The organism is Vibrio tapetis subsp. quintayensis, assembly GCF_030409945.1.
Lineage (GTDB): Bacteria > Pseudomonadota > Gammaproteobacteria > Enterobacterales > Vibrionaceae > Vibrio > Vibrio quintayensis.
Genome location: NZ_JAUFQV010000026.1, coordinates 566,270 through 593,164, shown reverse-complemented (window position 1 = coordinate 593,164; position 26,895 = coordinate 566,270). Strand labels below are relative to the sequence as shown.

25 protein-coding genes are annotated in these 26,895 nt (G+C 43.6%); 17 read left to right on the top strand and 8 right to left on the bottom strand.

Annotated elements, in window-relative coordinates; all coding sequences use genetic code 11:
* Window positions 1–190: 190 nt before the first annotated feature.
* The 10 genes from QWZ04_RS13170 to QWZ04_RS13125 all read left to right on the top strand — a co-directional run bounded on the left by QWZ04_RS13170 (window position 191) and on the right by QWZ04_RS13125 (window position 14,851).
* The gene (locus tag QWZ04_RS13170; protein WP_290328695.1) at window positions 191–2,254 is read left to right on the top strand and encodes an alpha-amylase; all 2,064 of its coding nucleotides are present in this window, start codon (window positions 191–193) and stop codon (window positions 2,252–2,254) included.
* A 158-nt stretch (window positions 2,255–2,412) separates the two neighbouring features.
* Window positions 2,413–3,615: a cyclic di-GMP phosphodiesterase gene (locus tag QWZ04_RS13165; RefSeq protein WP_290328693.1), complete on the top strand. Its 1,203-nt coding sequence runs from the start codon at window positions 2,413–2,415 to the stop codon at window positions 3,613–3,615.
* A gap of 226 nt (window positions 3,616–3,841) precedes the next feature.
* Window positions 3,842–5,689: a M3 family metallopeptidase gene (locus tag QWZ04_RS13160; RefSeq protein ID WP_290328691.1), complete on the top strand. Its 1,848-nt coding sequence runs from the start codon at window positions 3,842–3,844 to the stop codon at window positions 5,687–5,689.
* 194 nt (window positions 5,690–5,883) lie between these two features.
* On the top strand, window positions 5,884–7,716 hold the full coding sequence (locus tag QWZ04_RS13155) for an ABC transporter ATP-binding protein/permease (protein WP_290328689.1): 1,833 nt from the start codon (window positions 5,884–5,886) through the stop codon (window positions 7,714–7,716).
* 109 nt (window positions 7,717–7,825) lie between these two features.
* On the top strand, window positions 7,826–8,074 hold the full coding sequence (locus QWZ04_RS13150) for a hypothetical protein (RefSeq protein ID WP_290328687.1): 249 nt from the start codon (window positions 7,826–7,828) through the stop codon (window positions 8,072–8,074).
* A 261-nt stretch (window positions 8,075–8,335) separates the two neighbouring features.
* A complete protein-coding gene (locus QWZ04_RS13145) occupies window positions 8,336–9,862 on the top strand; it encodes an ABC transporter substrate-binding protein (RefSeq protein WP_290328685.1) in 1,527 nt (508 codons plus the stop codon).
* Window positions 9,855–10,832, top strand: a complete 978-nt coding sequence (locus tag QWZ04_RS13140) for an ABC transporter permease (RefSeq protein WP_290328683.1) — start codon at window positions 9,855–9,857, stop codon at window positions 10,830–10,832. Before QWZ04_RS13145 ends, QWZ04_RS13140 begins: the two co-directional genes overlap by 8 nt.
* A 50-nt stretch (window positions 10,833–10,882) precedes the next feature.
* Window positions 10,883–11,623 (top strand): ABC transporter permease, encoded by a 741-nt coding sequence (locus QWZ04_RS13135; protein ID WP_435433616.1) that lies wholly within the window; start codon window positions 10,883–10,885, stop codon window positions 11,621–11,623.
* Window positions 11,620–13,002, top strand: coding sequence for an ABC transporter ATP-binding protein (locus QWZ04_RS13130; RefSeq protein WP_290328681.1), 1,383 nt, complete (start codon window positions 11,620–11,622; stop codon window positions 13,000–13,002). Before QWZ04_RS13135 ends, QWZ04_RS13130 begins: the two co-directional genes overlap by 4 nt.
* Window positions 13,003–13,417: 415 nt before the next feature.
* The gene (locus QWZ04_RS13125) at window positions 13,418–14,851 is read left to right on the top strand and encodes a sodium-dependent transporter (RefSeq protein ID WP_290328679.1); all 1,434 of its coding nucleotides are present in this window, start codon (window positions 13,418–13,420) and stop codon (window positions 14,849–14,851) included.
* Window positions 14,852–14,977: 126 nt separating this feature from the next.
* Here the strand turns inward: QWZ04_RS13125 and QWZ04_RS13120 are convergent, their stop codons facing one another.
* The 4 genes from QWZ04_RS13120 to QWZ04_RS13105 all read right to left on the bottom strand — a co-directional run bounded on the left by QWZ04_RS13120 (window position 14,978) and on the right by QWZ04_RS13105 (window position 16,883).
* Window positions 14,978–15,367 carry a GFA family protein gene (locus tag QWZ04_RS13120; protein ID WP_290328677.1) on the bottom strand — a complete coding sequence of 130 codons (390 nt, stop codon included), beginning with the start codon at window positions 15,365–15,367 and terminating at the stop codon, window positions 14,978–14,980.
* A gap of 54 nt (window positions 15,368–15,421) precedes the next feature.
* Window positions 15,422–15,892: a GNAT family N-acetyltransferase gene (locus tag QWZ04_RS13115; RefSeq protein WP_290328675.1), complete on the bottom strand. Its 471-nt coding sequence runs from the start codon at window positions 15,890–15,892 to the stop codon at window positions 15,422–15,424.
* Between the two features lie 73 nt (window positions 15,893–15,965).
* A complete protein-coding gene (locus QWZ04_RS13110; RefSeq protein ID WP_290328673.1) occupies window positions 15,966–16,415 on the bottom strand; it encodes a GNAT family N-acetyltransferase in 450 nt (149 codons plus the stop codon).
* A gap of 54 nt (window positions 16,416–16,469) precedes the next feature.
* On the bottom strand, window positions 16,470–16,883 hold the full coding sequence (locus tag QWZ04_RS13105) for a GFA family protein (RefSeq protein ID WP_290328671.1): 414 nt from the start codon (window positions 16,881–16,883) through the stop codon (window positions 16,470–16,472).
* A 279-nt stretch (window positions 16,884–17,162) separates the two neighbouring features.
* Between QWZ04_RS13105 and QWZ04_RS13100 the strand changes: the two genes are divergently transcribed.
* Entirely contained in the window at window positions 17,163–17,327 is a 165-nt protein-coding gene (locus QWZ04_RS13100; RefSeq protein ID WP_290328669.1) for a CCGSCS motif protein, read from the top strand.
* A gap of 124 nt (window positions 17,328–17,451) precedes the next feature.
* Here the strand turns inward: QWZ04_RS13100 and fecE are convergent, their stop codons facing one another.
* Genes fecE through QWZ04_RS13080 form a run of 4 tightly spaced genes read right to left on the bottom strand, consistent with a single transcriptional unit; the run spans window position 17,452 to window position 21,101 of the window.
* A complete protein-coding gene (gene fecE / locus QWZ04_RS13095; RefSeq protein WP_290328668.1) occupies window positions 17,452–18,216 on the bottom strand; it encodes a Fe(3+) dicitrate ABC transporter ATP-binding protein FecE in 765 nt (254 codons plus the stop codon).
* On the bottom strand, window positions 18,216–19,184 hold the full coding sequence (locus QWZ04_RS13090) for a FecCD family ABC transporter permease (protein WP_290328667.1): 969 nt from the start codon (window positions 19,182–19,184) through the stop codon (window positions 18,216–18,218). Before QWZ04_RS13090 ends, fecE begins: the two co-directional genes overlap by 1 nt.
* A complete protein-coding gene (locus tag QWZ04_RS13085) occupies window positions 19,181–20,182 on the bottom strand; it encodes a FecCD family ABC transporter permease (protein ID WP_290328666.1) in 1,002 nt (333 codons plus the stop codon). The genes QWZ04_RS13090 and QWZ04_RS13085 overlap by 4 nt, the downstream gene beginning before the upstream one ends.
* Window positions 20,183–20,189: 7 nt before the next feature.
* The gene (locus QWZ04_RS13080; RefSeq protein WP_290328664.1) at window positions 20,190–21,101 is read right to left on the bottom strand and encodes a Fe(3+) dicitrate ABC transporter substrate-binding protein; all 912 of its coding nucleotides are present in this window, start codon (window positions 21,099–21,101) and stop codon (window positions 20,190–20,192) included.
* Between the two features lie 258 nt (window positions 21,102–21,359).
* Here QWZ04_RS13080 and QWZ04_RS13075 point away from each other — a divergent pair, with 258 nt between their 5' ends.
* From QWZ04_RS13075 to QWZ04_RS13050, 6 genes are all read left to right on the top strand, one after another.
* A complete protein-coding gene (locus QWZ04_RS13075) occupies window positions 21,360–21,893 on the top strand; it encodes a hypothetical protein (RefSeq protein WP_290328663.1) in 534 nt (177 codons plus the stop codon).
* 162 nt (window positions 21,894–22,055) lie between these two features.
* Entirely contained in the window at window positions 22,056–22,991 is a 936-nt protein-coding gene (locus QWZ04_RS13070) for a hypothetical protein (protein ID WP_290328661.1), read from the top strand.
* A gap of 312 nt (window positions 22,992–23,303) precedes the next feature.
* Window positions 23,304–24,128, top strand: a complete 825-nt coding sequence (locus QWZ04_RS13065; RefSeq protein ID WP_290328659.1) for an OmpA family protein — start codon at window positions 23,304–23,306, stop codon at window positions 24,126–24,128.
* A gap of 89 nt (window positions 24,129–24,217) precedes the next feature.
* The gene (locus QWZ04_RS13060) at window positions 24,218–24,826 is read left to right on the top strand and encodes a COG3904 family protein (RefSeq protein WP_290328657.1); all 609 of its coding nucleotides are present in this window, start codon (window positions 24,218–24,220) and stop codon (window positions 24,824–24,826) included.
* A gap of 94 nt (window positions 24,827–24,920) precedes the next feature.
* The gene (locus tag QWZ04_RS13055) at window positions 24,921–25,607 is read left to right on the top strand and encodes a hypothetical protein (protein WP_290328655.1); all 687 of its coding nucleotides are present in this window, start codon (window positions 24,921–24,923) and stop codon (window positions 25,605–25,607) included.
* The gene (locus QWZ04_RS13050) at window positions 25,607–26,767 is read left to right on the top strand and encodes a trypsin-like serine protease (RefSeq protein WP_290328653.1); all 1,161 of its coding nucleotides are present in this window, start codon (window positions 25,607–25,609) and stop codon (window positions 26,765–26,767) included. Before QWZ04_RS13055 ends, QWZ04_RS13050 begins: the two co-directional genes overlap by 1 nt.
* Window positions 26,768–26,895 lie beyond the last annotated feature (128 nt).

The window sequence follows — 26,895 nt, the reverse complement described above, 5'->3', positions numbered from 1 at the left end:
AAAACTCTCATTCCTTAAAAAATGATAGCGACACCGAATGTGACAGGTGTCGCTTTTAGCTTTTTCCAGCTACGCCTTTTGGCTGTTGAACTTTGATCAAGCTAACTTTTTAGGGCGTAGATCTCAGGAATGATGTTCTCTATTCACAACTGCCTTACCCTATTTATAACAATTAAATAGGACCTGACTGATGAAACGGACTTTGCTTACCAGTGCTATACTGGCCGCCGCATTTCAAAGCTATGCATCCCCTAACATCACCATTGCTACGTCAACGAACAGCCGGGATTTTCCTCTTCCGGCCGATTCTGCCTTAGTGGTGCCATTAAACAAGTCACAATACACATTTACAGTAAATGGCTTAGACGGCGCGTGTAGTGCCACTGAAAATCAGCGGGTGAAATTCAATACACCGTTGTCTCTAAATTGTAATCAAGCCACTGAATTTTCATTCAAGATCCGCTTTGCGGGTGATTACGCATTTCAGTTCGATGCAACCAACCACACACTGTCACTAAAACGTCAGCCAAAGAAAAGCACAAAATCAGAATTTAAACGCCCTCTTCCACAGGTAGAATGTGACGTATATGCGGGTGGTGCAGTCACTATTCAGCTTGGCGACACCTTTAAAGATGGCACGCAATTGCGAAATGCCTTTACCGATGAAATCGTCACGGTTAACCAGCATTCTGTAACATTAACACCCAGCGACAAATCGAATGGACTCGTTCTGTTAGAAGAAGTCGAAGCAAAGAAATCAGACAGTACCTTTGATTGGCGCAATGCCAGTATCTACTTCGTCATGGTCGACCGATTCAACAACGGAGACACCACCAACGACTTCAGTTATGGGCGCAAAAAAGACGGTAAAGACGAAGTTGGCACATTTCATGGCGGCGACTTAAAAGGTGTGATTGATAAGCTCGATTACATCCAATCACTGGGTATGGATGCAATTTGGCTTTCTCCAATAGTAGAACAAGTGCATGGCTTTGTAGGCGGCGGCGATAAAGGTTCATTCCCATTTTATGCTTATCATGGCTATTGGACTCGAGACTTCACTAAAATTGACGAAAATTTCGGTAACGAAGAAGACCTAGCCTTATTGGTTAAAGAAGCACATAAGCGCGGAATCCGTATTCTCCTTGATGCCGTTCTTAACCATACTGGTTACGCAACACTGGCTGACCTCCAGTTTGATCACATCAATGCGGTTAATCCCCCATCCGACTGGCCCCAAAAATGGCGTAATTGGAACCCTAAAGGCAACCAAAACTGGCACAGTTTTCATGAAGCCATTAATTACCAAAGCCCGGAGTGGGAAAATTGGTGGGGCAAAGATTGGGTGAGAACAGGTTTACCTGGTTACGACCAACCCGGTAGCAGTGACATAACCATGTCATTAGCTGGCTTACCCGACTTAAAAACAGAGTCAGACCAATTTGTAACACCACCTCAGTGGTTACTGGAAAACCCAGGAACGCGAGTCGCTAAAAGAGACGATTACACTGTCACTGATTATCTAATCGAATGGCAAACTGATTGGGTGAAGAGGTTTGGTATTGACGGCTTCCGTGTTGATACGGTTAAACACGTTGAAAGTGATGTATGGAAACGTTTAAAGCAGCAAGCAAGCAACGAACTAGAGACATGGCAAAAAGAGCACGATAAACCCAATTCACCATTTTGGATGATGGGCGAAGTTTGGGGGCACAATGCCTATCGCAGCCCATATTTTGATGATGGTTTTGATGCGTTAATTAACTTCGATATGCAGAAAAAGATGGATAAAGGCGCCGTATGTTTCTCACAAATGGAAAATACATACAGCGACTACTCTTCAACGCTGGCCGATAAACCCGACTTTAATCCAGTAAGCTACATGTCCTCTCACGATACAGAGCTGTTTTTCGGTCGTTTTAAATCTATCGAGATGCAAAAAGGGGCCGCCAATGCACTACTACTTAGCCCTGGAGCGATACAGATTTACTACGGTGACGAAGTCGCACGTAAACCTGGACCATATGCGGATGACTTCCATCAAAGTACCCGTTCAGACATGAACTGGAAGTTAGATGTAAAACGAGGTGAGCTGCTAACGCACTGGAAAACAATAGGAAAATTCAGACAAAGTCACCCTTCAATCGGGGCTGGATCACACAACATGATAAAACAAGACCAAGGTTACGGCTTCTCAAGAATCCATAACAATGACAAGGTTTTCGTTTATTACGCTGGGAAATCAAGTAATTAATTAAAAACTAATACACAGTTTGGCACCTAACACGCTTTTCCTTGAGGTTTGTTAGGTGTCTTTTTTAATATATGAACGAAATTAAATATTTGTTACATTCATTAATGCGACAAAAGTAGCTACAATAATATTGCATATACATAAAAGTGGTAAAGCTAGTGCAACCCAACCCAAACGATTCCATTAAACTGCCAATCGCCAATGTCTCTGTTGGTATGTTTGTCACCGCGATAGAGCACAGTAAAAAAGTTAACCTCGCCAATGCTGGGCGGATATCATCAGAAAAAGCCATCGCTCAGCTGATTGATAGCGGAGTAAAATTTGTGTGGGTAGACTCAAAACTTTCAGCGTCAGGATGCACTTTTAAAACAGAGCTTGATGAGCCTGAAACGAAAGATGAAAGCGAGGATGTATCCGCCCTGCTGAAACCCAAAGGCAGCCGGGCTGTTCGTCAAAAACGAGCGAAAAAATTAATTGGTGAAGCCAAAGATTTAGCACACAAAATACTCACCGAAACTTTTGATGGTAAATCTGTCGAGCTTAACGTAGTCGAAGACTGGGCTGACAACATGATCGACGCCATTCTTGTCGATTCTGATGCCATCAAAATAGTTTCAGCACTACGACAAAAAGACACTTACCTGTTAGAACATTCAGTTAATGTGGCCTGCTTGTTGATCACTTTTGGCCGTCACTTAGATTTTGATAAACATACCCTGCGCCAACTGGCCATTGGGGGGATCTTACATGACGTTGGTAAAATCAAAATTAGAGATGAAGTTTTAAACAAACCAGGTCGGTTGACACCTGAAGAGTTTGAGCACATCAAATTACACCAAGTCTACGCAAAAGATATCGTGCCTCATATTGAAGGCTTAAGTGACATTAGCCGAGATGTCTGCTTAATGCATCACGAGAAGCTTGATGGCAATGGCTATCCGAATGGCCTAAAAGGCGATGAACTGCCCACACATGGCCGCATGAGCAGTATTGTAGACATCTATGATGCCCTTACCGCAGATCGTTGCTATAAAGACGGTATGAGCTCTGCTGCTGCATTCAAGATCATGCTGACTTTAACGCCATTCCACCTTGATCAAGATCTGGTTTACAAGTTCATTAACTGCATTGGCATGTACCCGGTAGGCTCATTGGTCGAACTGAGTGACAGCCAAGTTGGCATCGTTTGGACTTCCAACGATGAACACCCACTGAAGCCCGAAATTAAAGTCTTTTATTCACGAAAATACAAACGCTTCACCGATGTAAAATTTGTCGAATTAAAGCATTCTTCTGTAAAAATAGTGAAAGCTATCTCCCCTAGTAGCTTCGAAGTGGACGCAACGCCTTTCTTCGAATAAGCCAACCGACATCCTTTTTTACCAAGCCATTGTCACTTCTCGATGGCTTGCTATTCTCCCTTAACATCACAATGCAACCAGTTTAACTTACTGTTTAAGCAGTGATTTGATATATGGTTCACTGTCTTTTCATAAAAATGTGGTATGGTATTCGCCATATAAACCTAACCTAAACGCAACATTCTTCTCACACCTAGGTTCGGGTCAAACATTTAAAGGAACTAAAATGGCAGCGACGGCTTTTCTTAACCAACTCAATCAACGCTATCTTTCCATCCACAGAACTAAAGAAGATCGCTTCTGGGATACTTACATGGGAATTAAGGTCGATTACGATGGTCTTTCCCAATCTGAAACAGAATTAAACCAGTTTTTGAGTGATTCGAGTCAAATCAATGATGTTGAGCAGCACCTGCTGCTCACCAACGATATCCAAGACTCTGACGAACAAGCCAAAACCGTCACCGGGTTAAAAGGTTGGTTAGCGACGTTTAAAGCACATTCAATCGAATCAGCAGAGGGCAAAGCTCTTAAAGCCGACTTAATCGCATTTGAAACGGAGTTATTCGATAAGAAGCAAAATCATTCGTTGTATTTCACTGATGACAGCGGCAATAAAGTAGAAGGGTCATTACCAACCCTTGCTTCCAATGTTAGAGCTAGCGACGACGAAACAGTACGAAAATCCTCGCATCAAGCATTTTTAGACCTAGAACAATGGCTACTGAAAAACGGCTTTATTGAACTCATTAAGCGTCGTAATCAATTTGCGAAAACGCTTGGTTTCGATAACTTCTTCGACTATTCAGTCAACAAAAAAGAACAGATGACAACCGAGCAGCTATTTAGCATCTTGGATGATTTTGAACAAAGAACCCGCGACAGCCATTTAGCAAGTTTAGCGTCATTATCTGACGCAAAAGGCGCCGATGCACTATTAGGCCACAATTTTGTGTACTCCTATTCTGGTGATGTGATGCGAGAGCTTGATGCTTACGTGCCGTTCTCTAAATCACTGAGACGCTGGATTGAGTCCTTTGGTCGACTCAACATTGAGTTTTCGCAAGCCGAATTGACGTTAGATTTACTAGACCGTAAAGGCAAATATCCCAACGGTTTTTGTCACGGACCTATCCCCTCTTTTTATGATCAAAATGAATGGGTAGCAGCCAAAGTTAACTTCACTAGTAACGCTAAACCCGATCAAATGGGCAGCGGCTACGATGGTATCAACACCTTATTCCATGAAGGGGGTCATGCCGCCCACTTCGCTAATGTTAAAATGAATGCTCCATGCTTCTCTCAAGAGTTTGCTCCAACATCCATGGCTTATGCTGAAACACAGTCGATGTTTTGCGACAGCTTACTTAATGATGCAGATTGGCTTAAGCAGTACGCGTTAAATGATGACGGCCAACCCGTACCGGATGACATCATCAAAGCCATGATCGATGCGAAACAACCGTTCAAAGCCTATGAAGAACGCAGCATCTTAGTTGTACCGTATTTTGAACGAGCACTGTATCAATTAAGCGATGACGAACTGACGGCCGAACGCATAACTCAATTAGCACGTGAGATGGAAACACGTATTTTAGGTTTAGCCTGTTCAGCTCGCCCATTAATGGCGATTCCACACCTGATCTCAGACGAAGCTTCTTGTGCTTATCACGGCTATCTTCTTGCTCACATGGCGGTGTATCAAACTCGAGCCCATTTCACCGAAAAGTTTGGCTACTTAACGGATAACCCAGAGATCGGCCCATTGCTGGCGAAACATTATTGGAATGCTGGCAATAGTGTCAATCACAATGGCAGCATCGAAAGCCTAACGGGTGAAGGTTTTAATGCGAAATACTTAGCAGACGAATGTAACTTGTCCTCAGAGCAAGCTTGGCAGTCTGAACTGGCTAAAATTGCCGGCTTGAAAACCCGAACTCAATCCGATGTTTCATCGCTCAATGCTAAAATAAAAATCGTTGATGGTGATAAACTACTGGCGTTGAATACATTGTCTGATGCCCAAATGTGTGATGATTTCGAAAACTATATTGTTGAACATTATGGTCGTTAATTTGTAAGTCAGTGCTTGTTATAAGCGACTTTCTATAACAGACAAGCAAGAATCGACATCCAACAATAAAACCCACCGCTACTCGGTGGGTTTTCTTTTTCTGCAATAGCAGATTGATATCAGTACAAATTTGTATCCATCACTATCATCACGTATGCTAATTTTATATTCGATAGTTTATAGAACGAGCCTTTATGCAAAGCGACAATCCGTCCAATCAAAGCACGTCCACTTCCGAAACTATTGCCGCTTCCAGTGCGGATAAAAAAAGCCTCGCGATTTTAAAAGAACTGCTTCAATTTATACGCCCATACAAATGGCGCGTGTTGGCCAGTGTCGTCGCTCTGATATTTACCGCATCCGTCATGCTGTCTGTTGGCCAAGGTGTTCGCATGCTTATCGACCAAGGCTTTGCTCAACAATCAATTGAGCAACTCAAAAGTGCTGTCGGTTTCATTTTTATCATCACAGTTTTGATTGCCATAGGCACCTACGCTCGATTCTATCTCGTTTCTTGGCTGGGTGAGCGCATCAGTGCAGACATCAGGCTAGCGGTGTTTAACCACGCCATTACATTGCACCCAAGCTATTTCGAAACCAGTGGTAGCGGCGATATTATGTCACGCATCACTACCGATACTACGCTACTTCAAAGTATCATTGGTTCATCATTTTCAATGGCGCTTCGAAGCTGTTTGATGTTCTTGGGCGCACTGGTCATGCTGTTTGCAACCAACATCAAACTGACCTTGATCGTCCTTGTCTCCGTCCCGTTTATTTTGTTACCTATTTTGTTTTATGGCCGACGAGTTCGAAAACTGTCACGTAAAAGCCAAGACTCTATGGCCGATGTTGGCAGTTACGCAGGCGAAGCCATTGAGCATATTAAAACGGTGCAGAGCTTTACCAATGAACCTCAAGAAAGCCGTTCCTTTGCCCTTGAGGTCGACAACGCCTTTGAGATTGGAAAAAAGCGAATCCAACAACGTGCCACCTTAATTGCTGGTGTCATCATTATTGTTTTTGGCGCCATTAACGGCATGTTGTGGGTCGGCGGCAGTGATGTTATTTCAGGCGCCATGAGCGGAGGAGAACTGGGCGCTTTTGTTTTTTATGCCATCATCGTTGCGTCTTCATTGGCGACCATTTCTGAAGTGATGGGAGAATTACAACGAGCTGCCGGCGCCACCGAAAGATTAATAGAAGTACTTCATATTGAAAGCCACATACAGCCCCCATCAAACACAAGTGACACGACTCCAGCGGCGTCATTAACATCTGAAATTCAGTTTGAAAATGTTACGTTTCACTACCCATCACGACCAAGCCAAGCCGCCGCTCAAAAGTTGTCACTCAACGCGGCCCAAGGAAAAGTTCTGGCATTAGTTGGCCCGTCAGGGGCTGGCAAAACAACCATTTTCGAATTGATGCAACGTTTTTACGACCCGCAAGATGGCTGCGTCACCCTAGGCGGCGTTGATATTAAGCAACTCGATCCAAACGAGCTGCGCCAGCAAATGGCTTTGGTTCCTCAGCAGCCTGCTCTGTTCAGCAACGACGTGTTTTACAACATCCGCTACGGAACGCCAAATGCCACCGACCAGCAAGTCATTGAAGCCGCGAAGAAAGCCCATGCCGACGAATTCATTATGCAGCTTCCAGATGGTTACCATAGCTACTTGGGATCTCGAGGGGTTCGCTTGTCTGGTGGACAACGTCAACGCATTGCCATCGCTCGAGCTATTTTGAAAGATCCAAGCATTCTACTGCTCGACGAAGCGACGAGCGCGTTGGACAGTGAAAGCGAACATCATGTTCAACAGGCGCTGGAAGAACTGATGCGCGATAGAACGACCATCATCATCGCTCACCGCTTGTCTACCATTCAACACGCGGATCAAATTGCCGTCATGGAGAATGGTACGATTGTCGAAATTGGCGATCACCAATCCTTAATGCAAAACTGTGACTTGTACCAACGACTGGTCGAGCTACAGTTTAAGCACATGCCAACGCAGGCAAATTAGACGGTCGAAATGTATCAATTTAGTGCCATCACAGGTAAAGTACGCGCAATTAATTAATGAGAAAGGGTGTTAAATCACTTCTTTTGGCAAAGAACGAAGAGCAAAAAATATGAATGACGAACTCGGTATTATAGACAGCCTTGGCGAACTAGAAGCTTTCATGCTGATGGTTGAAAATGGTGGCTTTGGTTTACAAGGTGTTGAAGGCATTGGCTTGGCAAAAAACAACTCTGACGGCCGCCCATTCATCGCGGTTTTTGACAGCAAGCATAAGTTGCTACTGGGTCGCTGGGTTACACAAGAAGTATACGATAACGGTAAAGAGTTAGTCCGTAACGGCCCAAAACGCCCACACTAACCGTTCTACCTACCGATCAAAACAAAGAGCTCATGGTGATTACCCATGAGCTTTTTTATTGACGCTCGCTTTTTTACCCTTTCTATCCTACGCCTTGCCACCTTCCGTAACCTTTCCATTCCGTTGAATTACATTTAATTAACCGTACTCAATACGCCAAGATTTTAATTTTATAAATAAGTAATTTGAGCTGGACATGATAACCGTTATCAATCAGAATTTGCTGTTATGATATAACATAACAATTAATATGAGATTACGATGAATAAAAAATGGATACTTTTATTACTGCTCACCATCGTGGCGAGTACCGCTTGGTTCATTCAACCCAATTCAAAACCCACAACACTTGCGATATCAGGGCCATTTGAATTTAACAGCCAAGATATGTCGAAAGACGGTTTCTTATTTTCTCGGCTACAAGTTGTCGAAGCGCTAGTTGGAATTAATGAAAACGCCGAACCTTTCCCGCTATTAGCAAAAAGCTGGACCCAGTCGCAAGATGGGCTGACATGGCGTTTTGCCATTCGCGATAACATCAAGTTTCATGATGACACCCCTCTGACCGCCCTCTCGGTTGTTGAGTCTTTGAGAGCCGCAAAAAGCAAACCCGGAGTAATGCGACACGTACCCGTTGCCACCATCTTCGCCGAAAACAATGACGTAGTGATTACCTTAACGAAACCTTATCGACCTCTGACGTCTGTACTCGCCCATTACACAACCGCAATCGTTACCAATATCGATCAAAATGAAGCTGGTATTAAGATAGCCGGTACTGGCCCTTACCAGGTTAAAGAGTTAACCCCTCCCCACAAAGCTACCGTCTCTCGCTATGAAGATTACTGGAAAGAGAAAGCCAAAATAGATCAGGTCAGCTACCTTGCGGGCCACCGTACAGAAAGCCGGACCTTACTTGCTCAAAGCGGCCAAGCCGATATCGTTTATACGGTTGACCCTGTGAGTATGGCGAATTTACAACAGGCAGATAACCTAAAACTGCATGTTGAATCCATGCCTCGTACCGTGTTGATTAAACTGAACAACGAACACAAATTCCTCAATCATGCCGATATTCGTAAAGCGTTGAGCTTAGCCATCGACCGTGATGGTATTGCTAATTCGGTATTAAGACTGCCAGGTTCACAAGCTTACCAATTGTTTTCTCCTGCACTTGGTGCATGGCATGCAGACAACTTACCCGCATCACACCGAGGCCTATCTGAAGCACAGGCGCTTATGTCATCTCAAGGTTGGGAGCTTAACTCTGAGCAGTTACTTGAAAAGAACGGAGAGATTTTCAAAATTCAGCTAGTCACTTATTCTGACCGTCCTGAGCTACCGCTGATCGCAACAGCGCTGCAAGCGCAACTTCGTGAATTGGGTGTGGATATGCAGATTTCAATCGACAATTCGAGTGCCGTGCCAGCAAAACATCATGATGGGACGTTAGAAATGGCACTGATCGCCCGTAACTTCGGAACACTGGCCGATCCTCTGCCACTGCTAATGCGCGACTTCGCGACCAAAAAAGGGTCAGGTTGGGGCCCGACAAACTGGGAGTCCGCAGAGTTTACTCAGATCCTTAACCAACTTTCATCTGAAATGGATCAACAACATTATCGAGAGCTTTCAACCAAAGCTGCGCAACTGCTAGCCAATGAAATGCCGCTTATCCCAATTACTTACTATCGCCAATTGGTTGCAGTAAATAATCGGGTAAGCGACTTCACTTTCGACCCTTTCGAGATTAATTACCGCATTTCGGAGATGCAGTTAGATGACTAAAATCTTACTGCAGCGCCTGTACCAAGCGATGTTTGTCGCTTGGTCTGTCGGCACTGTCACTTTTATTCTGATGCGACTTATCCCCGGAGACATGGCCTACCGCATTGCGGCAGGTCGTTATGGCTACGATTACGTTACCGCAGACGCCGCGACGTCCGTACGTGACGAATTGGGTTTGGATAGGTCTGGCTTTGAAATGTACTTCCAATGGTTATGGGATCTTGTTCATTTCAATTTAGGTAATTCGCTGGTCAGTGGCGAGCCCGTCATCAATGACATTGCTCATCAACTAGGTCACTCGTTATTACTTGCCGCCGTTGCAACTTTCATCTCCTTACTGATTGCCATTCCTATTGGCATTTATTGTGGTCAGCGTGCCAATAAATTTGGTGACCAATTTGGTCTATTTGCCTCTATCGCCTTGAAAGCTCAGCCTGTGTTCTTGATTGGTTTAGTGCTAGTGATTGTATTTTCATTACACCTAAGATGGTTGCCAGTTGCTGGGTTTGGTGAAGCTAAGTTTATTATTCTGCCAGCATTTGCGTTAGCGCTAAGTTTGGCTGCCATGTCTAACCGAATGATCAGAAACTCGACTCTGAATGTATTGCGATCTCCTTATTTTCAATTCGCTCGCCTGAAAGGCCTCACTCAAGAACAAGCATTCCAGCGTCACGCACCATTAAATATTGCGTTACCTGTGATTGCTTTTATCGCGATTCAAGCAGTCAGCCTTATCGAGGGCATTATCATGATTGAGTCATTATTTTCATGGCCCGGTATTGGCCATGCACTTTCTCATGCCATATTCCGAAGAGATATTCCAATGATCCAAGGTTCAGCCTTGATTATGGGGTTAATGTTTGTCTTTATTAATACCCTGATCGATCTACTCCAATATTGGTTGGATCCAAGGTTAAAGCAGTCAAATGAACCTGACAGTAACAGCAAATCTGAAGAGGTGGCGGCGTGATTAAGAACACATTCTCTCGTGCTCAGTTAACAGGGCTGACCATCCTAGCCATGTTGTTTCTCCTCGTCGTCGCTGAAAAGTTGTTTTTCCAAGGAGACATTGCCAAACAGCACTTAACCCTAGCATTTGAAAGCCCAACGTGGGCTGAACCCTTTGGTAGAGATCAGTATGGAAGAAGTAACTTTACCCGACTAACAAGCGCCATCAGCACATCGATCATCATGGCGTTGATCAGTGTCACCACCTCCGCTGTACTTGGCTTAATCACCGGAGTAATTGCAGCTTGGAAAGGCGGATGGTGGGATAAGTCTTTATCATGGTTAGTTAACATGCTACTTGCATTGCCAGGCTTAATACTCGTGTTGCTATTCGGCGCCATGATCCCCGGGTCGTTTATGGTGCTCTATTTCGCCATCTCTCTCATGCTATGGGTAGAGTATTTCAGAGTCGTGAGAAGCCGCACGTTAAGCTTGCTCGAATCACCAGAAGTAGAGGCATCTAAACTCTATGGCTTTAGCATGGTTTACCTATTTAAACGACATTTATGGCCGTCTCTCAAACATGACCTATTCACTCTAGGCTGCTTTGGAGCAGGTAACGCCATTTTAGCACTGGCTTCCATCGGGTTTCTTTATGTTGGGCTTAGGCCACCACAGGCAGAATTGGGCCTCATGATGGTTGAACTCTTTCGTTACTACCACCAGGCACCATGGGTACTGATTCAACCAGTCATCGTTGTGTTTTTATTGGTGGTCAGTTTTCATCTTCTAGCAAAAGGAAAAGAGGCATGAGCATATTATTAGATGTGCAATCGCTCTCCATATTCGATCAAGATACGGCATTAGTCAGCAATCTGTCGTTTCAATTGAGCCAGCATCAAGCAGTCACTATTTTAGGTGAAACAGGCTCAGGCAAAAGCTTACTGGCCCATGCCATCATCGGCACGTTACCAGAAGCACTTCAGTCCCAAGGGAATATCGTACTGTTTGACAAAGATCACAGCCAACGCTCGAAATCTGACATCGAAGCCCTTTGGGGAAGAGACTTAGCCGTATTGCCGCAAGAGCCCTGGTATGCACTGAACCCCGTGATGAGTTCAAAAGAACAAGTGAGCGAAGTTCATCAACTCGTTCGCAACGATAACCAAAACGCGAACAGCTTGACCGAACAAGCATTTGCAGGCGTGGGGCTTTCTGCTGATATTGATAAGTACCCACATCAGCTTTCAGGTGGAATGGCCCAACGGGTGTCCTATTTATGTGCCACTCAAAATAGCACCCGGATCTTAATAGCGGACGAGCCAACAAAAGGGTTAGATATCTCACGAAGAGACGACATCATCGAGCAGTTACTTCGTCAAAAAAAAACCGCTTCAGTGATCACTATCACGCATGATGTCGAAGTCGCTCGCCGTCTTGGTGGCGAAATCATTGTAATGAAACAAGGGCAGATACAAGAACGCGGTTCAAGTGACACGGTACTGAACTCTCCAAAATCTGATTACACCAAGGCGCTCATACAGGCCGATCCTCAGCATTGGAATACATTAAAAAAGCCACATTTGAATGAGCCACTTATCAGCGTAAAAGGCCTTAGCGTTACGAGGGGGAACAACGAGCTGTTCTCTGATCTAGCGTTCACTTTGTCGGAAGGAGAAATCCTTGGTATTAGTGGCGATAGTGGCAGCGGTAAATCAAGCCTTGCAGACACGTTGCTTGGATTGATACCGCCGTCCCAAGGTGTCATCAAGCGGCATCGCAAACTGCGCTCTGGCCAAGCGCTGAAGTTGTATCAAGATCCTCCAAGCGCAATGGCAAAAAGCGTATCATTGCAAGTGTTACTCGATGACCTATGTTCACGTCATCAAATTTCTGTTGATGATATCGACCCACTACTTACGCGTTTAAAGCTCTCGAAAAAGTTGCTAGGACGCCCCGCCACTCAAGTTTCAGGTGGAGAATTGCAACGATTTGCCATTTTACGTGCATTATTGATGAAGCCTGCACTACTCATTGCCGATGAGCCAACTTCAAGGCTAGATCCGATAACAGCTGCGAATACTTTGCAATTGATTGTCGAACTCACTCAAGAAATAGGATGTGCTCTGGTCTTAATCAGCCATGAGCCTCAAGTACTATCAAAAACATGTCACCGTATCATTACACTCTAGCAAAAAATTATTTTTAGACGTCCACGTTTGATGGTTTAAGCCGATTTCAGCTAAGCCATCAAACTATTTCTAGCTATTTTACCTCCTATTTATTTGTCTACCTCACTTCAATTACTTCATAAAATGTAAGCTCTCCGCCCGATTACAAACAATTGCATATAAGCAATTTTTCGACAATTTGATGATGCAGTGAACAAATAATCAGCACTTAGCAGCATAAACACGACAAATGTCAGATTATTACACTTTGGGGGCTTTCATCTGTAACCATGAACTGTTTTACTTGTCACCACTCAGTCGTCATTGATAATTCTAATACTTGTACACATTTATGAACACTTCTTCGTATCGATGAATGTACACCCTTTTTTAAGACACTGAGTACAGATGCACACAACAAAAAGATGGAGATACCGTGGCTACTAGTACTACAAACACTAAGCCCCGTGATAAATGGGGCTCAAAAATAGGATTCGTTATGGCTGCAGCAGGTTCTGCTGTTGGTCTTGGTAATATTTGGAAATTCCCTTACACCGCAGGTGAAAGTGGCGGTGGCGCATTTGTTGCCATTTATCTGCTTTTCGTTATCACTATTGGTTTTAGTGTCATGCTAACTGAGTTTGCAGTTGGCCGAAAAACAGGTTTATCTGCTGTAGGTGCCTTTAAATCTAAAGATCGCCGCTGGAGTTTCATTGGCGTTATTGGCGTAGTCAGCGGCTTGCTTATCATGGGTTTCTACCCTGTGGTTGGCGGTTGGTCGATCGCTTACATCTACAAAATAGCAACGGGCTTACTCAGTACGCCGGATGCCATTGGCGATAGCTTTGGTAGCTTTATCTCAAACCCAATTGAACCACTCATGTGGATGGGACTTTACCTACTTCTTAATATCGTGGTGGTTATCCGTGGTATTTCTGGTGGTATCGAGAAAGCGGGCAAGATTTTGATGCCTTTGTTATTCATCATCCTTGTCGTTGTTGCAATAAAAGGTATGAGCCTACCAGGAGCAAGTGCTGGTCTTGAGTTCCTATTCAGTCCCGACTTCTCTAAAGTAGACAGCAGCGTTGTTTTAGCAGCGCTAGGTCAAGCATTCTTCTCTCTAAGTCTGGGTATGGGTTGTATGATCACATACGGCAGCTACCTTAAGAAGAAAGAAAACCTAGTTCAAACGACCGCTATGGTTACCGCAATGGATACGTGTGTCGCGATTCTTGCGGGTGTTGCAATGTTCCCTGCAATGTTTGCATTTGGTATGGAACCTGCTGCAGGCCCTGGTTTGGTATTCGTTGTCGTCCCTCAGCTATTTGCTGAAATGGGTGGTATGATTGGCCTAATGTTCGCACTGCTATTCTTTGTTGGATTAAGCGTTGCAGCATTAACTTCTTCTATCTCTTTACTAGAAGTGGTTGTTTCTTACTTAATTGATGAAAAAGGCATGAAGCGCCCTACCGCTGTATTCTCAGCGAGTGCGGTGATGGCGACACTTTGTGTGTTCGCGTCTCTTTCTCTTGGTGGTGTCGGTCCAACGCTATTCGGTACGGGTGCGTTTGATATCTTCGACTTGCTGACAGATAAGATCTTCCTAGCTGTGGGTGGTTTACTACTTTGTATCTTCGCTGGCTGGCGTCTAAACCGCGAAGAACTAGAAAAAGAAATCACAAACGATGGCGAAGTGTCATTCCCACTGTTTGGCCTTTGGTACAACTTGGTTAAATACGTGATTCCATTTGCTATCGCAATCGTTGCAATTGCTGGTATTAAGGCAGGCTTCGACAGTGGCAAAGGCGAAATCATGCTAGTGGGTATTGGTATCATCGCTCTTGGTGGCTTCGCTTCTAAGAAGCTATAAGCAAACCAGAACGATTACTTAGGTCCAATCAATTTAGTCAGTTAACATAGACCTTAAGCCCAAAATAAGGGCGAGCACCCATCAGGTTCTCGCTCTTTTTTTTACTGTTTCTATCTATACGCTGTGCTACGGAACCGTATCGTACTGCGGTACGCCTTTAGCAATGACTTCCCATGAGGCTTTAGACCCGACGTAAATATGCCTCGCGAGTTCTATTTTAGGGCTGCCATTAACGCAACCTAACGTCACGCCATGTACTTCACCCTGATAGACGCCAACCAACGTCGAGCCGCATTGACTGCAAAACTTTAAACCAAAACCATGTTTGCCAATGTAAGCCGTTAGTAATGACTCTCCTGATACCCACTTGAACTCACTGGCTTCAACGAGCGCATAAGCTGAAGCTTGGGCACTGAATGCTTTACGACACCTTGAACAATGACACGAACGTGCGTCTTTCAGTTTACCGTCAACTTCGTATTGGATTTCTCCACAAAAACACTCACCAGTGATCATATTATTTTCCTTATCCGTCGGAATGGTTATCAATAGGCTTGATAGAGTCCGAGTCTATAAAAACTGTCTCATTATATGTTGTGGGCCCACTGGGCCGCCTTCATATAACTCGTTTGTATCTTCAAACCCGTATTTTCTGTAGCACTCAAATGCAGGCATGTTCCTACAATTTACGGTTAGATAGAGCGCAACAAATTCGGGGTAATGCATTTTAGCAAAATTGCCCATTTGGCTTATCGCCTTACCCGCAATGCCTCGTCCTTGGTAGTGGTGATCAATAAGCAGTGCCCGCACGCCTAAAACGTTTTCTGGACAAAACTCGTACTCATCGGAATAAGCGGCATCAAACACAAAAAAGCCCACCACAACATCATTATCTAAGATCAGGTGTGGCATTTTAGTGTCAGGCAGTGTTGGTAAGAACTCACCGATATTGTCTACGGTAAATTGCCCTTGTTGTTCTTTCACACTTAACGCACACGCTTCTGCTCGCCGAACATCGGTCAGCTTTTCAATAATAACCATCTAAACTACTACTCCCTAATAATGCTTTGCCGCAAGCCCTATACGGCCGTTGTTATATAACGGACAAGCTAAGTTATATAAAAGACAACCTAAGAGATACAAAATCAGCCTCATCACTAACGCGTTTATAACCCAGATTTTGGTAGAACTTTATAGCACCGTGGTTACGCCTAAAGCTTGATAGGGTGATTCGCTTTTTGTTTTCGTCGTGGGCTTGCGTTTCAATTTTCGCCATGACGCGACCCCCTATCGCTTTGCCCTGATGGTCATTCAAGATGATCAGCAAGTGAACATGGAAAGCATCTTCATAGGGTTTATAACAGACCAGCCCTACTTTCACCCCGTCTTGATACACCCAATAAAACCACTCTGGCTGATAGTCATCAATAAGTCGTTGTTTTTGAAAATCATCGTCCCATCCGAATACGGCGTCAACATGATGATATAACCCAGCTTTAACAACCGTGAATAACTTAATCCATTCATCTGGAGCCACTGTTCTAAACTCTAATTGAGTGGGCATTTTATCTCCGAAAACTGATTCACCTACAAGTTTGTGGGCCAATGGGTCACGCCATTAAGGCTGCTTATCAAACACCTTTACTCCATCAGGAATCGTGTACCAATCTTGTTTTTCACTGACCCAAACGTGCGCGCTTGGTTCAAACAGAGTTTGATCTTCTAGGCCAACAGGCTTTAATTTGAGCTTCAGTACTGATAAATCATCAGGATTGAAATGGTAAACACGATTGCCGCAATCTGGGCAGAATTTCGCGCCATTTGTGTTTCCGCTATCAGAACTGCGAGACCACTCTTTAAGCTCACCACGAAACTCAATGGCATCAGCAGATACCAAGGCCGTCACGCTAAATGGCGCGGTCGCAAGCTTTTGGCACTCTTGGCAATGGCACGCGATCACCATTTTTGGCTTCTCTCGTAGTGTATACGTCAATTGTCCACACTGGCATGATCCTTCCACTTGGTATTCCATACTCTGCTCCTGAAGATAACTTAACGAAAAGACTGAAATTGCAAATTAAAACATTCACAAAAACAATCTAAGCCAGCTAAATATTGACACTTATGTCTAATGGCAACAAGTGAGCCTCATCTCATTGAAGGAAAGTCTTTGCGGTTAACAGCGGTAACTTGACCATGTCAGCTGTTTCCTTTAAGGCTATTTGTTGACTCTTGATCAGTTTAACCTTAAGATGCATTTAAAATACCACTTTAAATATGTATCATTAAATAACCATAAGAGGACTTACTCATGGCACTTTCTTTCACCAATATTTTCAAAAAAACAGACGACAAAAAAGCGGAAGAAAAACTGGTACAAAGCCCAGTATCAAATGAAGAAACATCTTCTGAAGAGAAAGTAAAAGAAGCGAAAAAACATGGCGAACCAGGTGTATGTTGCGGCTCTTGTTCTTAATTGGATGCAAGAAACTGCACAACAAAACCTCACTCACCCATTGAGGTTTTGTTGTTTTCCTATCCAACAGTCAACCCTACATTCGCAACTCGCTACCGGAATAACTCACTATGGAACAAGGAACTTAGATCGGAATACACATAGGTGAATTAGATACGGGATCTTTCATGATTTTAGCTTCCAAATCAAAAACCTCTAACAACAGTTTCTCATTAAACACTTCATCCGGTTTCCCTTGAGTGATCAATTCACCGCTTTTCAGTACCACCAAATGATCGCTGTACCGACACGCCTGATTGAGATCATGTAGCACCACGATGATCGTTTTCCCCAATCGATTCAGTTCTTTCATTAAATTCATCAATTCCACCTGATGAGACAAATCCAAATACGTAGTGGGCTCATCTAGCATGACAATATCCGTATTTTGAGCGACAACCATTGCTATCCAAGCTCGCTGCCTCTGCCCTCCTGAAAGCGAATCCACTGGACGATGCGCAAATTCCAGCACTCCAGTTTGCTCCATTGCTTTGGCCACATGTTGATGGTCTTCATCTTTAAGCCCTACCCATCGCGATATGTGTGGAGAGCGTCCAAATTCCACCAATTGCTTAACCGTTATCCCTTCCGGGCATTCTAAGATTTGCGGCAATAACGCAATCTTGGTAGCTAATTGAGCATCAGGGTAATGTGCCAGTGCACTCCCATCTAACTCAATAGAGCCCTGACTTAACGGATTAATTCGGCATAGTGCTTTGAGTAATGTCGATTTCCCGCAACCATTTGGGCCAATCAATGCGGTAATTTTGTTTTCTGGAATAGCCAAAGACAAACCGTCAATAATGGTTGTTTGATCGTACTTGATGGAGACTTTATTTACGTTCAGCATTACCAACCCTTATATCTACGCAATAAGAAAATGAAATAAGGTGCACCGATAAGAGAAGTCAGTACCCCTGCTGGCAATTCAACAGGTGGTTGAATGCCGCGAGCTAATACATCTGAGAGTAACACCAATAAACCGCCGACCATCGCAGCACAAGGCAGCAAGCGCTTGTGATCATGGCCAACAATGAGCCTAGAAAGATGAGGTGCCAATAGGCCAACAAAACTGATGGTTCCGCAAATAGAAACACTGACGCTGGACAAAACCACCGCAACACTTAACGCTGTGACTTGAACTCGTTTGGGTGAAACACCTAATGACGTTGCGTTGTCTTCACCTAGAGACATCACGTTGAGCTTCCATGCTAGCCACCATGCGGCGGGCACAAGAACCGTGAGCGCTACGATGATGTAAGGAACTTGATCCCAATTACGTCCCCATAAACTGCCCGTTAGCCAGATCATGGCCGTATTGATTTCTATAGGGTGCACAACCAGCAGAAAATCAATCATACTGCCTAAAAAAGCACTGATCGAAATACCGATTAACGCAAGACGAGCAGGCGTAGGTTTAGACAAACGAGTAATAAACCAGATAACAAGAGCAGCAAACACTCCTCCACTCACCGCCGCTAATGGCAAGTAGCTATCAGGAGCATCAGGCATAACAACCAATAGACCCGTAGCAAACAGCCCGGCACCTGCACTTATCCCCATCAAATCTGGTGACGCAAGCGGATTACGTATCACCCCTTGTACAATCGCTCCCGACAAACCAAGGCCTGCACCAACTAAAACCGCCAGTATCAGCCTAGGCAATCGGTATTGATTGACGATAAAGTCATGCTCACCGCCATCAAAAAGCGTCGTTACAACCTCAGAATACGTCAGGTTCGCTGCGCCTATAAATAGACTCGCAACCGCAACGATGAGCAAAGAGCCAAGTAATATCAAAAACGGATATCGCCTCATATTTTTTTATTCCGCGCAGCCAAGAAAATAAAAATCGGCGTACCAATCAGTGCTGTTATCACCCCAACCGGAGTTTCAGCAGGAAATGCAACCCCTCTAGAAATCGTATCTGACCAACTCAACAGTGTTGCACCAAGTAAGGCATTGAAAGGAATGGATACATGTAAATTCTGACCGATAAGAGGCGCGGCGATATGCGGAACAATGAGTCCAACAAACGCAATCGGCCCCGCGATAGATACACTGGAAGCGGTGAGTAATATGATGGCAACGCACGTCAGTAACTGTGTGCGCTTTACATTGATCCCTAAACTTATTGCAACATCAGACCCAAGCGAAAACAAATTGAGGGATCTTGCGTTAAACAAAGCTAACGCGAGCCCAACAACACTGATCGGCCACAACTTATGCCACTGCTGAGCATTGATCGATGAAACTGAACCTGCGAGCCATTGTATAACGCTGTACGCCATGTCATCCGCAAGGATCACCGACGCTCGTGTTAGGCCAACCAACAAAGCATTAATTGCAATGCCAGCTAAAACCAACTTAAGGGGTAATGGTTTTTTAGAAAAAAAGCCGCCCAATAACAACACGAGAAATCCACTAGACACCGCCCCGAAAGCCGCTACTGCGATGGTTGGTAACGAAGAAAGAACAGGAAAGCCAACACTGCTTAATGCCATAAAACACGCAGCACCCGCGTTTAATCCGAGTATGGATGGCGAAGCCAACGCGTTTGAAGTCAACTTCTGCATCAGTAAACCCGCCACGGCTAAGTTCGCTCCAATTAACATCGCGCTGTAAACCCTTGGTGCTCTTAAAGTGCCAATGATTTGCTGTTCCATACTGGATAAATCAAAAGAGAAGTAGAATTGATAGAGGTGTTTTACGGTCAACTCGAAGCTCGACCAAGTGATCATTGAACAAACAAAGCCGATGAAAAATAAACTGGCTGTGAGCATCACAACCAGTTTTGTTTTGAATTTATAGCTCATTGATATGTTACTTGATAAGCAGCTGTTCAAGATTTTGAGCGATGCCTTCTGCGGCCATCATGCCGCGGTTCAATGACCATAACTCAGGAGACACGTAAACAGTTTGTTCGGTTTTCGCCGCTTTTAACATGTCGTACAGTGGGTTAGTTTTCCAATCATCGACCACGGTGTGATCTTTGTAAGGCCCGAGTAATAACCAATCTGGATTAACTTTAAGTAGCTGTTCGAAGCTTGTTGGAATGTAGGCTTTATCTGTTTGACCCGGAATTGGACTCGCAAGCCCCAGTGTCGAAATTACCCCACCAGCATAAGAAGCTGGGCCATGCATCCACATCCCTTTGTCAGTCACAACCGCAAATTGGATTGAATCTTTACTGGAAAACAGCGCTTTATACGTCGCCATTTTGGATTTATGTTGCGCAATTCGAACTTTCATTTGCGCTTCTTTGTTCAGTGCAACACCAATGATTTGCGCCGCTTCTAAGTTTTCTTGGTACGTTTCACCACGGCTTTTTAGAATCAATGTCGGTGCAATGGCTTTTAAATCTTCATATACCGCGCTATGACGCTCTGCATCTGCAATGATGAGATCTGGCTTTAGTTGGGCGATGGCTTCTAAACTCGGCTGTGATCGCATCCCTACTGACTGCCATTCTTTGATGATCGCTCGAACTTCTGGTATCACTCGCTCGGATTTTTTGTCGTCTGCAATACCAACCGGTGATACACCTACCGAAGCTAAAGCATCGACAAATGAATACTCCAGTGCAACCACTCGTTTCGGTGTTCCTTCAATGGTTAATGTCCCTAATTCATCATTAACTATGCGCGTTCCTGCGAATGCCGCTGAAGCAAACACCACGCATAGGCTTATATACGCCGCAGCAACCAGATTGAATTTCAATCCCTTTGAAAACATAACCAAGCACCCTTAAATGTAACAAATTATAGATGCAGACCATACACTTAAACTTAATGATAATCAATATCATTTAATTTTGATTGATATCTAATCACGCTAACTGGTTACCACAACTGAAGTTTTACGTATGTAAATCCATGTAAGTAGTGTGCTTACAATGGCTTACACGCAATTCATTTGATATGCGTCACATTTATGTTTCAATACGCCTGGATTTTGACAAGCCAAATAAATGGCACAACTTAGAGACATATCATGAAAAAGACTTTATTTGCCCTTTCTCTTATTACCGCTTCTTCGATAGCATCGGCAAACACACCAGCTTCAGTAAACCCTAACCTAGAAGTGGCAAATGGCGTATCTACTGCCAATCTCACTTTTAAAGAAACCGTTGTCGAAACCTGCGGTGTTAAAACAGTGAATACAATAAATGACTACGAAGGCTCTATTCTATTTCATGATGAAAAAGCAGATGCTTCAGAAGACTATGCTCAGTTTACGTTAATCACTAACGGAAATAAGGGCATCAAGGTGACCTCTTCAATCAATCCCAATAGCACTTCTTTGACTAAGTTTGACAACAGTAGCGTTAACGCTTCCGACGTTAAACTTTGGGTAGGCAAAGACTCTAAGCTTGCTAGTTTTGATCGCGCTAATGGTAATGAAATACAAACCTTTCCAACTAACACGCCGATTAAAGTGATTGCTACTGTAAAGGCGGATACATCTGAAATGAAAGCAGTTGAACAAACAGTTGCCGGTATTTTAACTATTTCTTGTAGCGCTTAATCAAACACCAAAAATTGAAAGCTAGGCTTTCAATAATGATGCTTACTGATATTTGGTGTCCACAACCATCAAATATCAGTAAGAAACTTTTGGTTACGCTTCTTATTATAAAAATAATAAAATTTATTTAGTACCACTTCGATTTACGAGTTAGAAAATATAATGAAATTTAACAAATTTTTGTCCATTTTACTGTTGGTATTCTCTGCGCATACTAACGCAGTATGGATAGAAAACGGTTCGAATTCGGTAACAAAACATATTAATAATCTCGGAATGAATGGGCGAATTATCTATACAGAGAAATCTCATTTATTATCTTATGATGAATTACAGAATATAAACGGTGATTCTAACCAGAAGTACCCTCATGCTGCATTTGTGACGTTGAGATTGAGCGGGCCACCGTTATCAACTTTTAATTTGGTTCTTAAATCTAACGTTCGATTAGAAATGTACCAAACAGTAAGAAATCAAACCCCACGAAGAATCGATGGCTTCGACGGTTTGTTCGTCAATATTCCTGTTAGTTTCGATGTTAGTGGCCGAATTGATATTAGCTATCTTTATTTACCCGTAGTTAATAACGACTCGGATAAAAATGAAAAACGCGTATCTCTATACTTAGAAAAAGACAGTAATATCTATTCCATTGATACCGTAACGTTCACGCGTCTTAATAGCGGTCAATATTGTGCCTTACTCGCCGATGATTATTCAGGAAAAATCCAGTTAATGGATGAGTCCATCGGCGATGTTGGTGTAGACCCTGCCCGTATTACTGCCGTCGCGTCTAATGGCGATAATTATCGTCGCGACGATGACGGCGATCATCGCTTAACGTTCAGCACCCGAATAGTACACGATGGCAAATACATTGATCTACCAAGCACAGTGGTCGTCGATCCTGAAGCTTATTCAAAGCATGGTTATCAAAACCAAGAGATCGAAGACGAGTCAGGTGGATTCTATAGACTAAAAGATGAAAAACCTCTTGATACCAAGATTTATCTTAAAGTTAAAAAGAACAGACATGAACTGCGCGCTGGCAACTACCGAGCAACTGTTATCGTAACCTGCAGAGGAAAAAATGATTAAATATATATTGGTCGTTGGGTTATCAATTTTGACACTCAATGCCCACGCTCATTCTCAAAAAACTGAATTAATAAAGCAAACCGTTTATAGCAAAAACGCCGTGGTAAAAGTTGAAGTCGGGAATCTAAATGACATCAATAAAGAATTTGAAATTGAGGTAAATGGGCATATAACCAAGCAAAGAGTGAAAATACAGCCAAGAAAATTCATTACCGTTCCCGTTAAATTATCCATTATACCGAACGTAATTAATCATTTTGAAATTTGCTCAATTATCATAAACAAAAACGTTAAAATACCGAGAACTCGAATATGTACGCCAGTAAAACTCTTATTTCCACAATCGCGATTGCAACAACATTATTCACAGCAGGACAACTAAATGCGGCCAGTCTCGGTATTCCTTCTGCTCATATTCCAAGTGGCTACGACAGAATCACCACCAGCGACGGCCTGACGTGCGAATCCACCATTGCAAGTGACACATACGTAACTACTGGCCTAATGGGAACGCAAAGAACAGATGGTTACAACAGCTCAACAAACAATAATTTGCGCGGGCGAGATGAAATAGGAGCTTACGTTCAAGTGATTATCCCTATTGGCGAAAGCCGAGAAAGGCTTAATTGTAAACGTTTTGAACAGTTAGAAATCGACCGTTTGAAAGCCGAAGTGGCAAAACTCAAGCTTGAATCTGCCATGGGTGACGTTTGGGCCGACTACGAAACTCCAGCGCCTAAACCCATTAATGTACCTGCAGTTGCACCGCAACAAATCGTGCAATTTGGCTCGCAGCACGGCATGAGTCTGTTTAAAACCGGCAGTAAAGATCTAGATTACACAAACCTCTATCAGTTAAAGGGGTTAATCAAAACGCTCAATACACACGATGAATCTAATGTCACGGTTATCGGGCATACCGACAACACAGGATCATCGGCTTTTAACCTACGCCTTTCCAAGGAGCGCGCACAGTCCTTAGCTCACTACTTGTCAAATCAAGGCGTTGATAAAAGCCGTATTACCGTCATTGGGGCTGGCGAAGAACAGCCCATCGCAAACAATGATACGCAGCGAGGCCGAGAACAGAACCGTCGAGTAGAGATCGTAATCGATTCATTTACCGTTAAGCAGTAATAAACAGACAGCCTTCAACAAGATTCTCTGTCCGTACATTCGATTGGCTGGTGCAAACATTCAGCCTAATACCACTAAAGGGATTCAAGATGAAAAACATACTATTAGCATTCACTCTCGTTGCCACTTTAAACGGCTGTGCCATTAAAAAATTTGAGAACATCTACACTTCGTCATGTGGTTATCAAATCGAAGAATGGGAAAAGCCCCTCACTTTTGGCGTAATAGACGGCATAGCCTACGCAAGTGGTATCATTTGTGAGGGTTCACCGGATGCGTTTAACGCACTGGTTAACGATCATCCAGCAATCAGCATGATAAAGATGGGGGTTATTGACGGATCAGCTGATGACTACGCGAACCTGGAATTGGCACATACAATACGAGAAATGAACATTGCGACTCACCTTTCTGCCAATAGCAGTGTTGCCTCTGGTGGTACCGACTTATTCCTGGCGGGGGTCACAAGAACCATTGAAGACGGAGCCAAGATAGGTGTTCATTCGTGGGCAGCTGGCGATATTCAAGGCCATCAATTACCAAAGAACTCACCTGAACATCAGATGTACCTTGATTACTACCAAGAGATGGGCATTCCAACCGATTTTTATTGGTTCACTCTGGAAGTGGCACCCGCTAATCAAATGCATCAGATGACAAAATCTGAAATTCAAAAATACGGACTAGCGACCAACTAGGCTCCCGTCTTCCCATTTGATCAGGGCGATAATAGCCGTCAACTTATTTGATGGTTTTGTCTTGTCGAATTGAACCTTCTATATTGGAAATAAAATGAAAGTATTCGCCTTTTTATTATTAACCATTTGCTCGTCCGCCATTTCATCAGAGATCCATGTTGATCTTGAAAACTTGACCAATAAAGCCAAGCAATGCTCGGCAACGCTGTGCGCTGAAAGTGAGTTTATTGGCTACACCACCAAGCCTAATGACAAACACCGATTCGCAAGGAGTGTCGACCTAAGCGGGCTAGATTGGGCCTTTTGGTTCGGAAATGACCAGAAAATTGCCAAGCCAAACGCTGATTTCATTGGACCGGTGACCACCTTTGGAAAAGTTACCTTTATCGAAAACCAAGCTGTCCATGGTAACCAGTTCTACTGGGAGAATGGGCAATCATCTGACTACCAAGACGAGTCTGTGTTTTCTGCGGCTATCCGCCACGGCGGGTTTTCTTTCCAAGTTTCTCCAAACAAAATCGGCGCATTTCAGCTCGACCTATACAGCCATAACTGGCTAGCGTCATCGGATTTTGAGGTCTGCACTCCAACAGAATGCATCAAGATCATGAACGACATCACCCTGCACATGACTAGCATAAAAAACAGCGCCACATTCACAACGCAAACTCCCCAGGATGTCATCACCATTAACTACGTCATGGCACCAAGGCAATATGATTTTGACCAATCTAACGGATATCACGCGATTGAAGCCGTAAAACTAACGGAAGTGAAGTAATGAGAAAACTCATCCTTATACCTGTATGCCTAGCCGCATTTTCTGTTCAAGCTGGTCTTGGAAAAATGGACCGCTCCGTTACTCAACATAAAGCGTTCGCGTTACAAACAAAATTTGATTTCGCATGTCACCTAAACGCAGGTTCCGCAACCATTATTGACCCATATTGGGCGATTACGGCTAACCATGTTTCCAATTCAAAATCCGAAGGCGACAACGTTTTGACCTGCTATTCTTATGAAAAAGATCAAAATGGTGTTTATCAACAAATAGATCGCCAAGTCGCCAAATCAGACTCAAACAACCATTACGGTGAATATGAGTTTACTGATGGCGTCTATGATTTTGCTTTAATTCGACTCGATACTCCGATTCGAAATATCAAACCTGCCAAGCTCCCAGCTAAAAGTATGTTTAATTACAATGAAACCTACCAAGTTAACCAAATCGGTTTCGGGAACTATAACGGTCGCAATGGCGGAACAAAGGAAGTGAAATACAACCACACCGACAGAAAATGGCTAGCAGAATCGAACCTTGCGCCATCCATCATGAAAGAAACGGATCTTCACTGGGTCGCGATACATGGTGACTCTGGTTCAGGCATCACAATCGAACACGAGAATGAGTTTTATATATTGGGTGAAATAGGTCTTCAATACTATGGCGAACTTGGTTGGCAAGATACTTTTGATGATGTCATTCAACGTGTTGATTGGATCCAAAAGCTGATGAAAGAGCGTGGTTTCTCCTACGCTGAACCCGTTGCACTAACAACAGTTATGTGGGATGAAAACAGCCACAAAAATATATCAAATGCTCATGCGTACTACAGTACGTGGACTGCGCATAACATGGACTTTAATCAAACTTATTGGCGCAAGGATGGGGGCATTGTTAATACCGCTTATGTTCAAGCTGGCGATCGTTACACATTTGAAACCGTCATTCCCAAAAACCCTGAAATGCCCGCATTTGATCTGTACGTCAACAGCCGAATCGTTGCTCACAACATTAAGGCAGACAAGCAGTCACTGAAGCTCACGGTTAATGCATTCACAAACCAAAGTGATCAATTAGTCATTGAGTTCAAACCCTTGGTGGCAAACGGAACCAAAATCGTGATCGATCACTTTCTTGTGAAAAAAGCCAAACCATAAAACCACCTCATCAACCTGTTAGAAAGCGTTAACAGCCTAGGTTGTTAACGCTTTGTTAGCAGAATAAGCGCAACTCTAACTTCGATATGTTGCCTGAGGTGCAGTCAATCTCTGATAATTCTTAATAT

Bases quoted from the DNA above. Each gene is read 5' to 3' on its own strand.
- QWZ04_RS13150 (WP_290328687.1), top strand. From the start codon at position 7,826: ATGAATGACGAACTCGGTATTATAGACAGCCTTGGCGAACTAGAAGCT.
- QWZ04_RS13100 (WP_290328669.1), top strand. From the start codon at position 17,163: ATGGCACTTTCTTTCACCAATATTTTCAAAAAAACAGACGACAAAAAA.
- QWZ04_RS13120 (WP_290328677.1), bottom strand. From the start codon at position 15,367: ATGATCACTGGTGAGTGTTTTTGTGGAGAAATCCAATACGAAGTTGAC.
- QWZ04_RS13170 (WP_290328695.1), top strand. From the start codon at position 191: ATGAAACGGACTTTGCTTACCAGTGCTATACTGGCCGCCGCATTTCAA.
- QWZ04_RS13075 (WP_290328663.1), top strand. From the start codon at position 21,360: ATGAAAAAGACTTTATTTGCCCTTTCTCTTATTACCGCTTCTTCGATA.
- QWZ04_RS13090 (WP_290328667.1), bottom strand. From the start codon at position 19,184: ATGAGGCGATATCCGTTTTTGATATTACTTGGCTCTTTGCTCATCGTT.
- QWZ04_RS13105 (WP_290328671.1), bottom strand. From the start codon at position 16,883: ATGGAATACCAAGTGGAAGGATCATGCCAGTGTGGACAATTGACGTAT.
- QWZ04_RS13065 (WP_290328659.1), top strand. From the start codon at position 23,304: ATGTACGCCAGTAAAACTCTTATTTCCACAATCGCGATTGCAACAACA.
- QWZ04_RS13145 (WP_290328685.1), top strand. From the start codon at position 8,336: ATGAATAAAAAATGGATACTTTTATTACTGCTCACCATCGTGGCGAGT.
- QWZ04_RS13135 (WP_435433616.1), top strand. From the start codon at position 10,883: ATGTTGTTTCTCCTCGTCGTCGCTGAAAAGTTGTTTTTCCAAGGAGAC.
- QWZ04_RS13050 (WP_290328653.1), top strand. From the start codon at position 25,607: ATGAGAAAACTCATCCTTATACCTGTATGCCTAGCCGCATTTTCTGTT.
- QWZ04_RS13085 (WP_290328666.1), bottom strand. From the start codon at position 20,182: ATGAGCTATAAATTCAAAACAAAACTGGTTGTGATGCTCACAGCCAGT.
- QWZ04_RS13070 (WP_290328661.1), top strand. From the start codon at position 22,056: ATGAAATTTAACAAATTTTTGTCCATTTTACTGTTGGTATTCTCTGCG.
- QWZ04_RS13140 (WP_290328683.1), top strand. From the start codon at position 9,855: ATGACTAAAATCTTACTGCAGCGCCTGTACCAAGCGATGTTTGTCGCT.
- QWZ04_RS13110 (WP_290328673.1), bottom strand. From the start codon at position 16,415: ATGCCCACTCAATTAGAGTTTAGAACAGTGGCTCCAGATGAATGGATT.
- QWZ04_RS13160 (WP_290328691.1), top strand. From the start codon at position 3,842: ATGGCAGCGACGGCTTTTCTTAACCAACTCAATCAACGCTATCTTTCC.
- QWZ04_RS13080 (WP_290328664.1), bottom strand. From the start codon at position 21,101: ATGTTTTCAAAGGGATTGAAATTCAATCTGGTTGCTGCGGCGTATATA.
- fecE (WP_290328668.1), bottom strand. From the start codon at position 18,216: ATGCTGAACGTAAATAAAGTCTCCATCAAGTACGATCAAACAACCATT.
- QWZ04_RS13055 (WP_290328655.1), top strand. From the start codon at position 24,921: ATGAAAGTATTCGCCTTTTTATTATTAACCATTTGCTCGTCCGCCATT.
- QWZ04_RS13155 (WP_290328689.1), top strand. From the start codon at position 5,884: ATGCAAAGCGACAATCCGTCCAATCAAAGCACGTCCACTTCCGAAACT.
- QWZ04_RS13060 (WP_290328657.1), top strand. From the start codon at position 24,218: ATGAAAAACATACTATTAGCATTCACTCTCGTTGCCACTTTAAACGGC.
- QWZ04_RS13115 (WP_290328675.1), bottom strand. From the start codon at position 15,892: ATGGTTATTATTGAAAAGCTGACCGATGTTCGGCGAGCAGAAGCGTGT.
- QWZ04_RS13130 (WP_290328681.1), top strand. From the start codon at position 11,620: ATGAGCATATTATTAGATGTGCAATCGCTCTCCATATTCGATCAAGAT.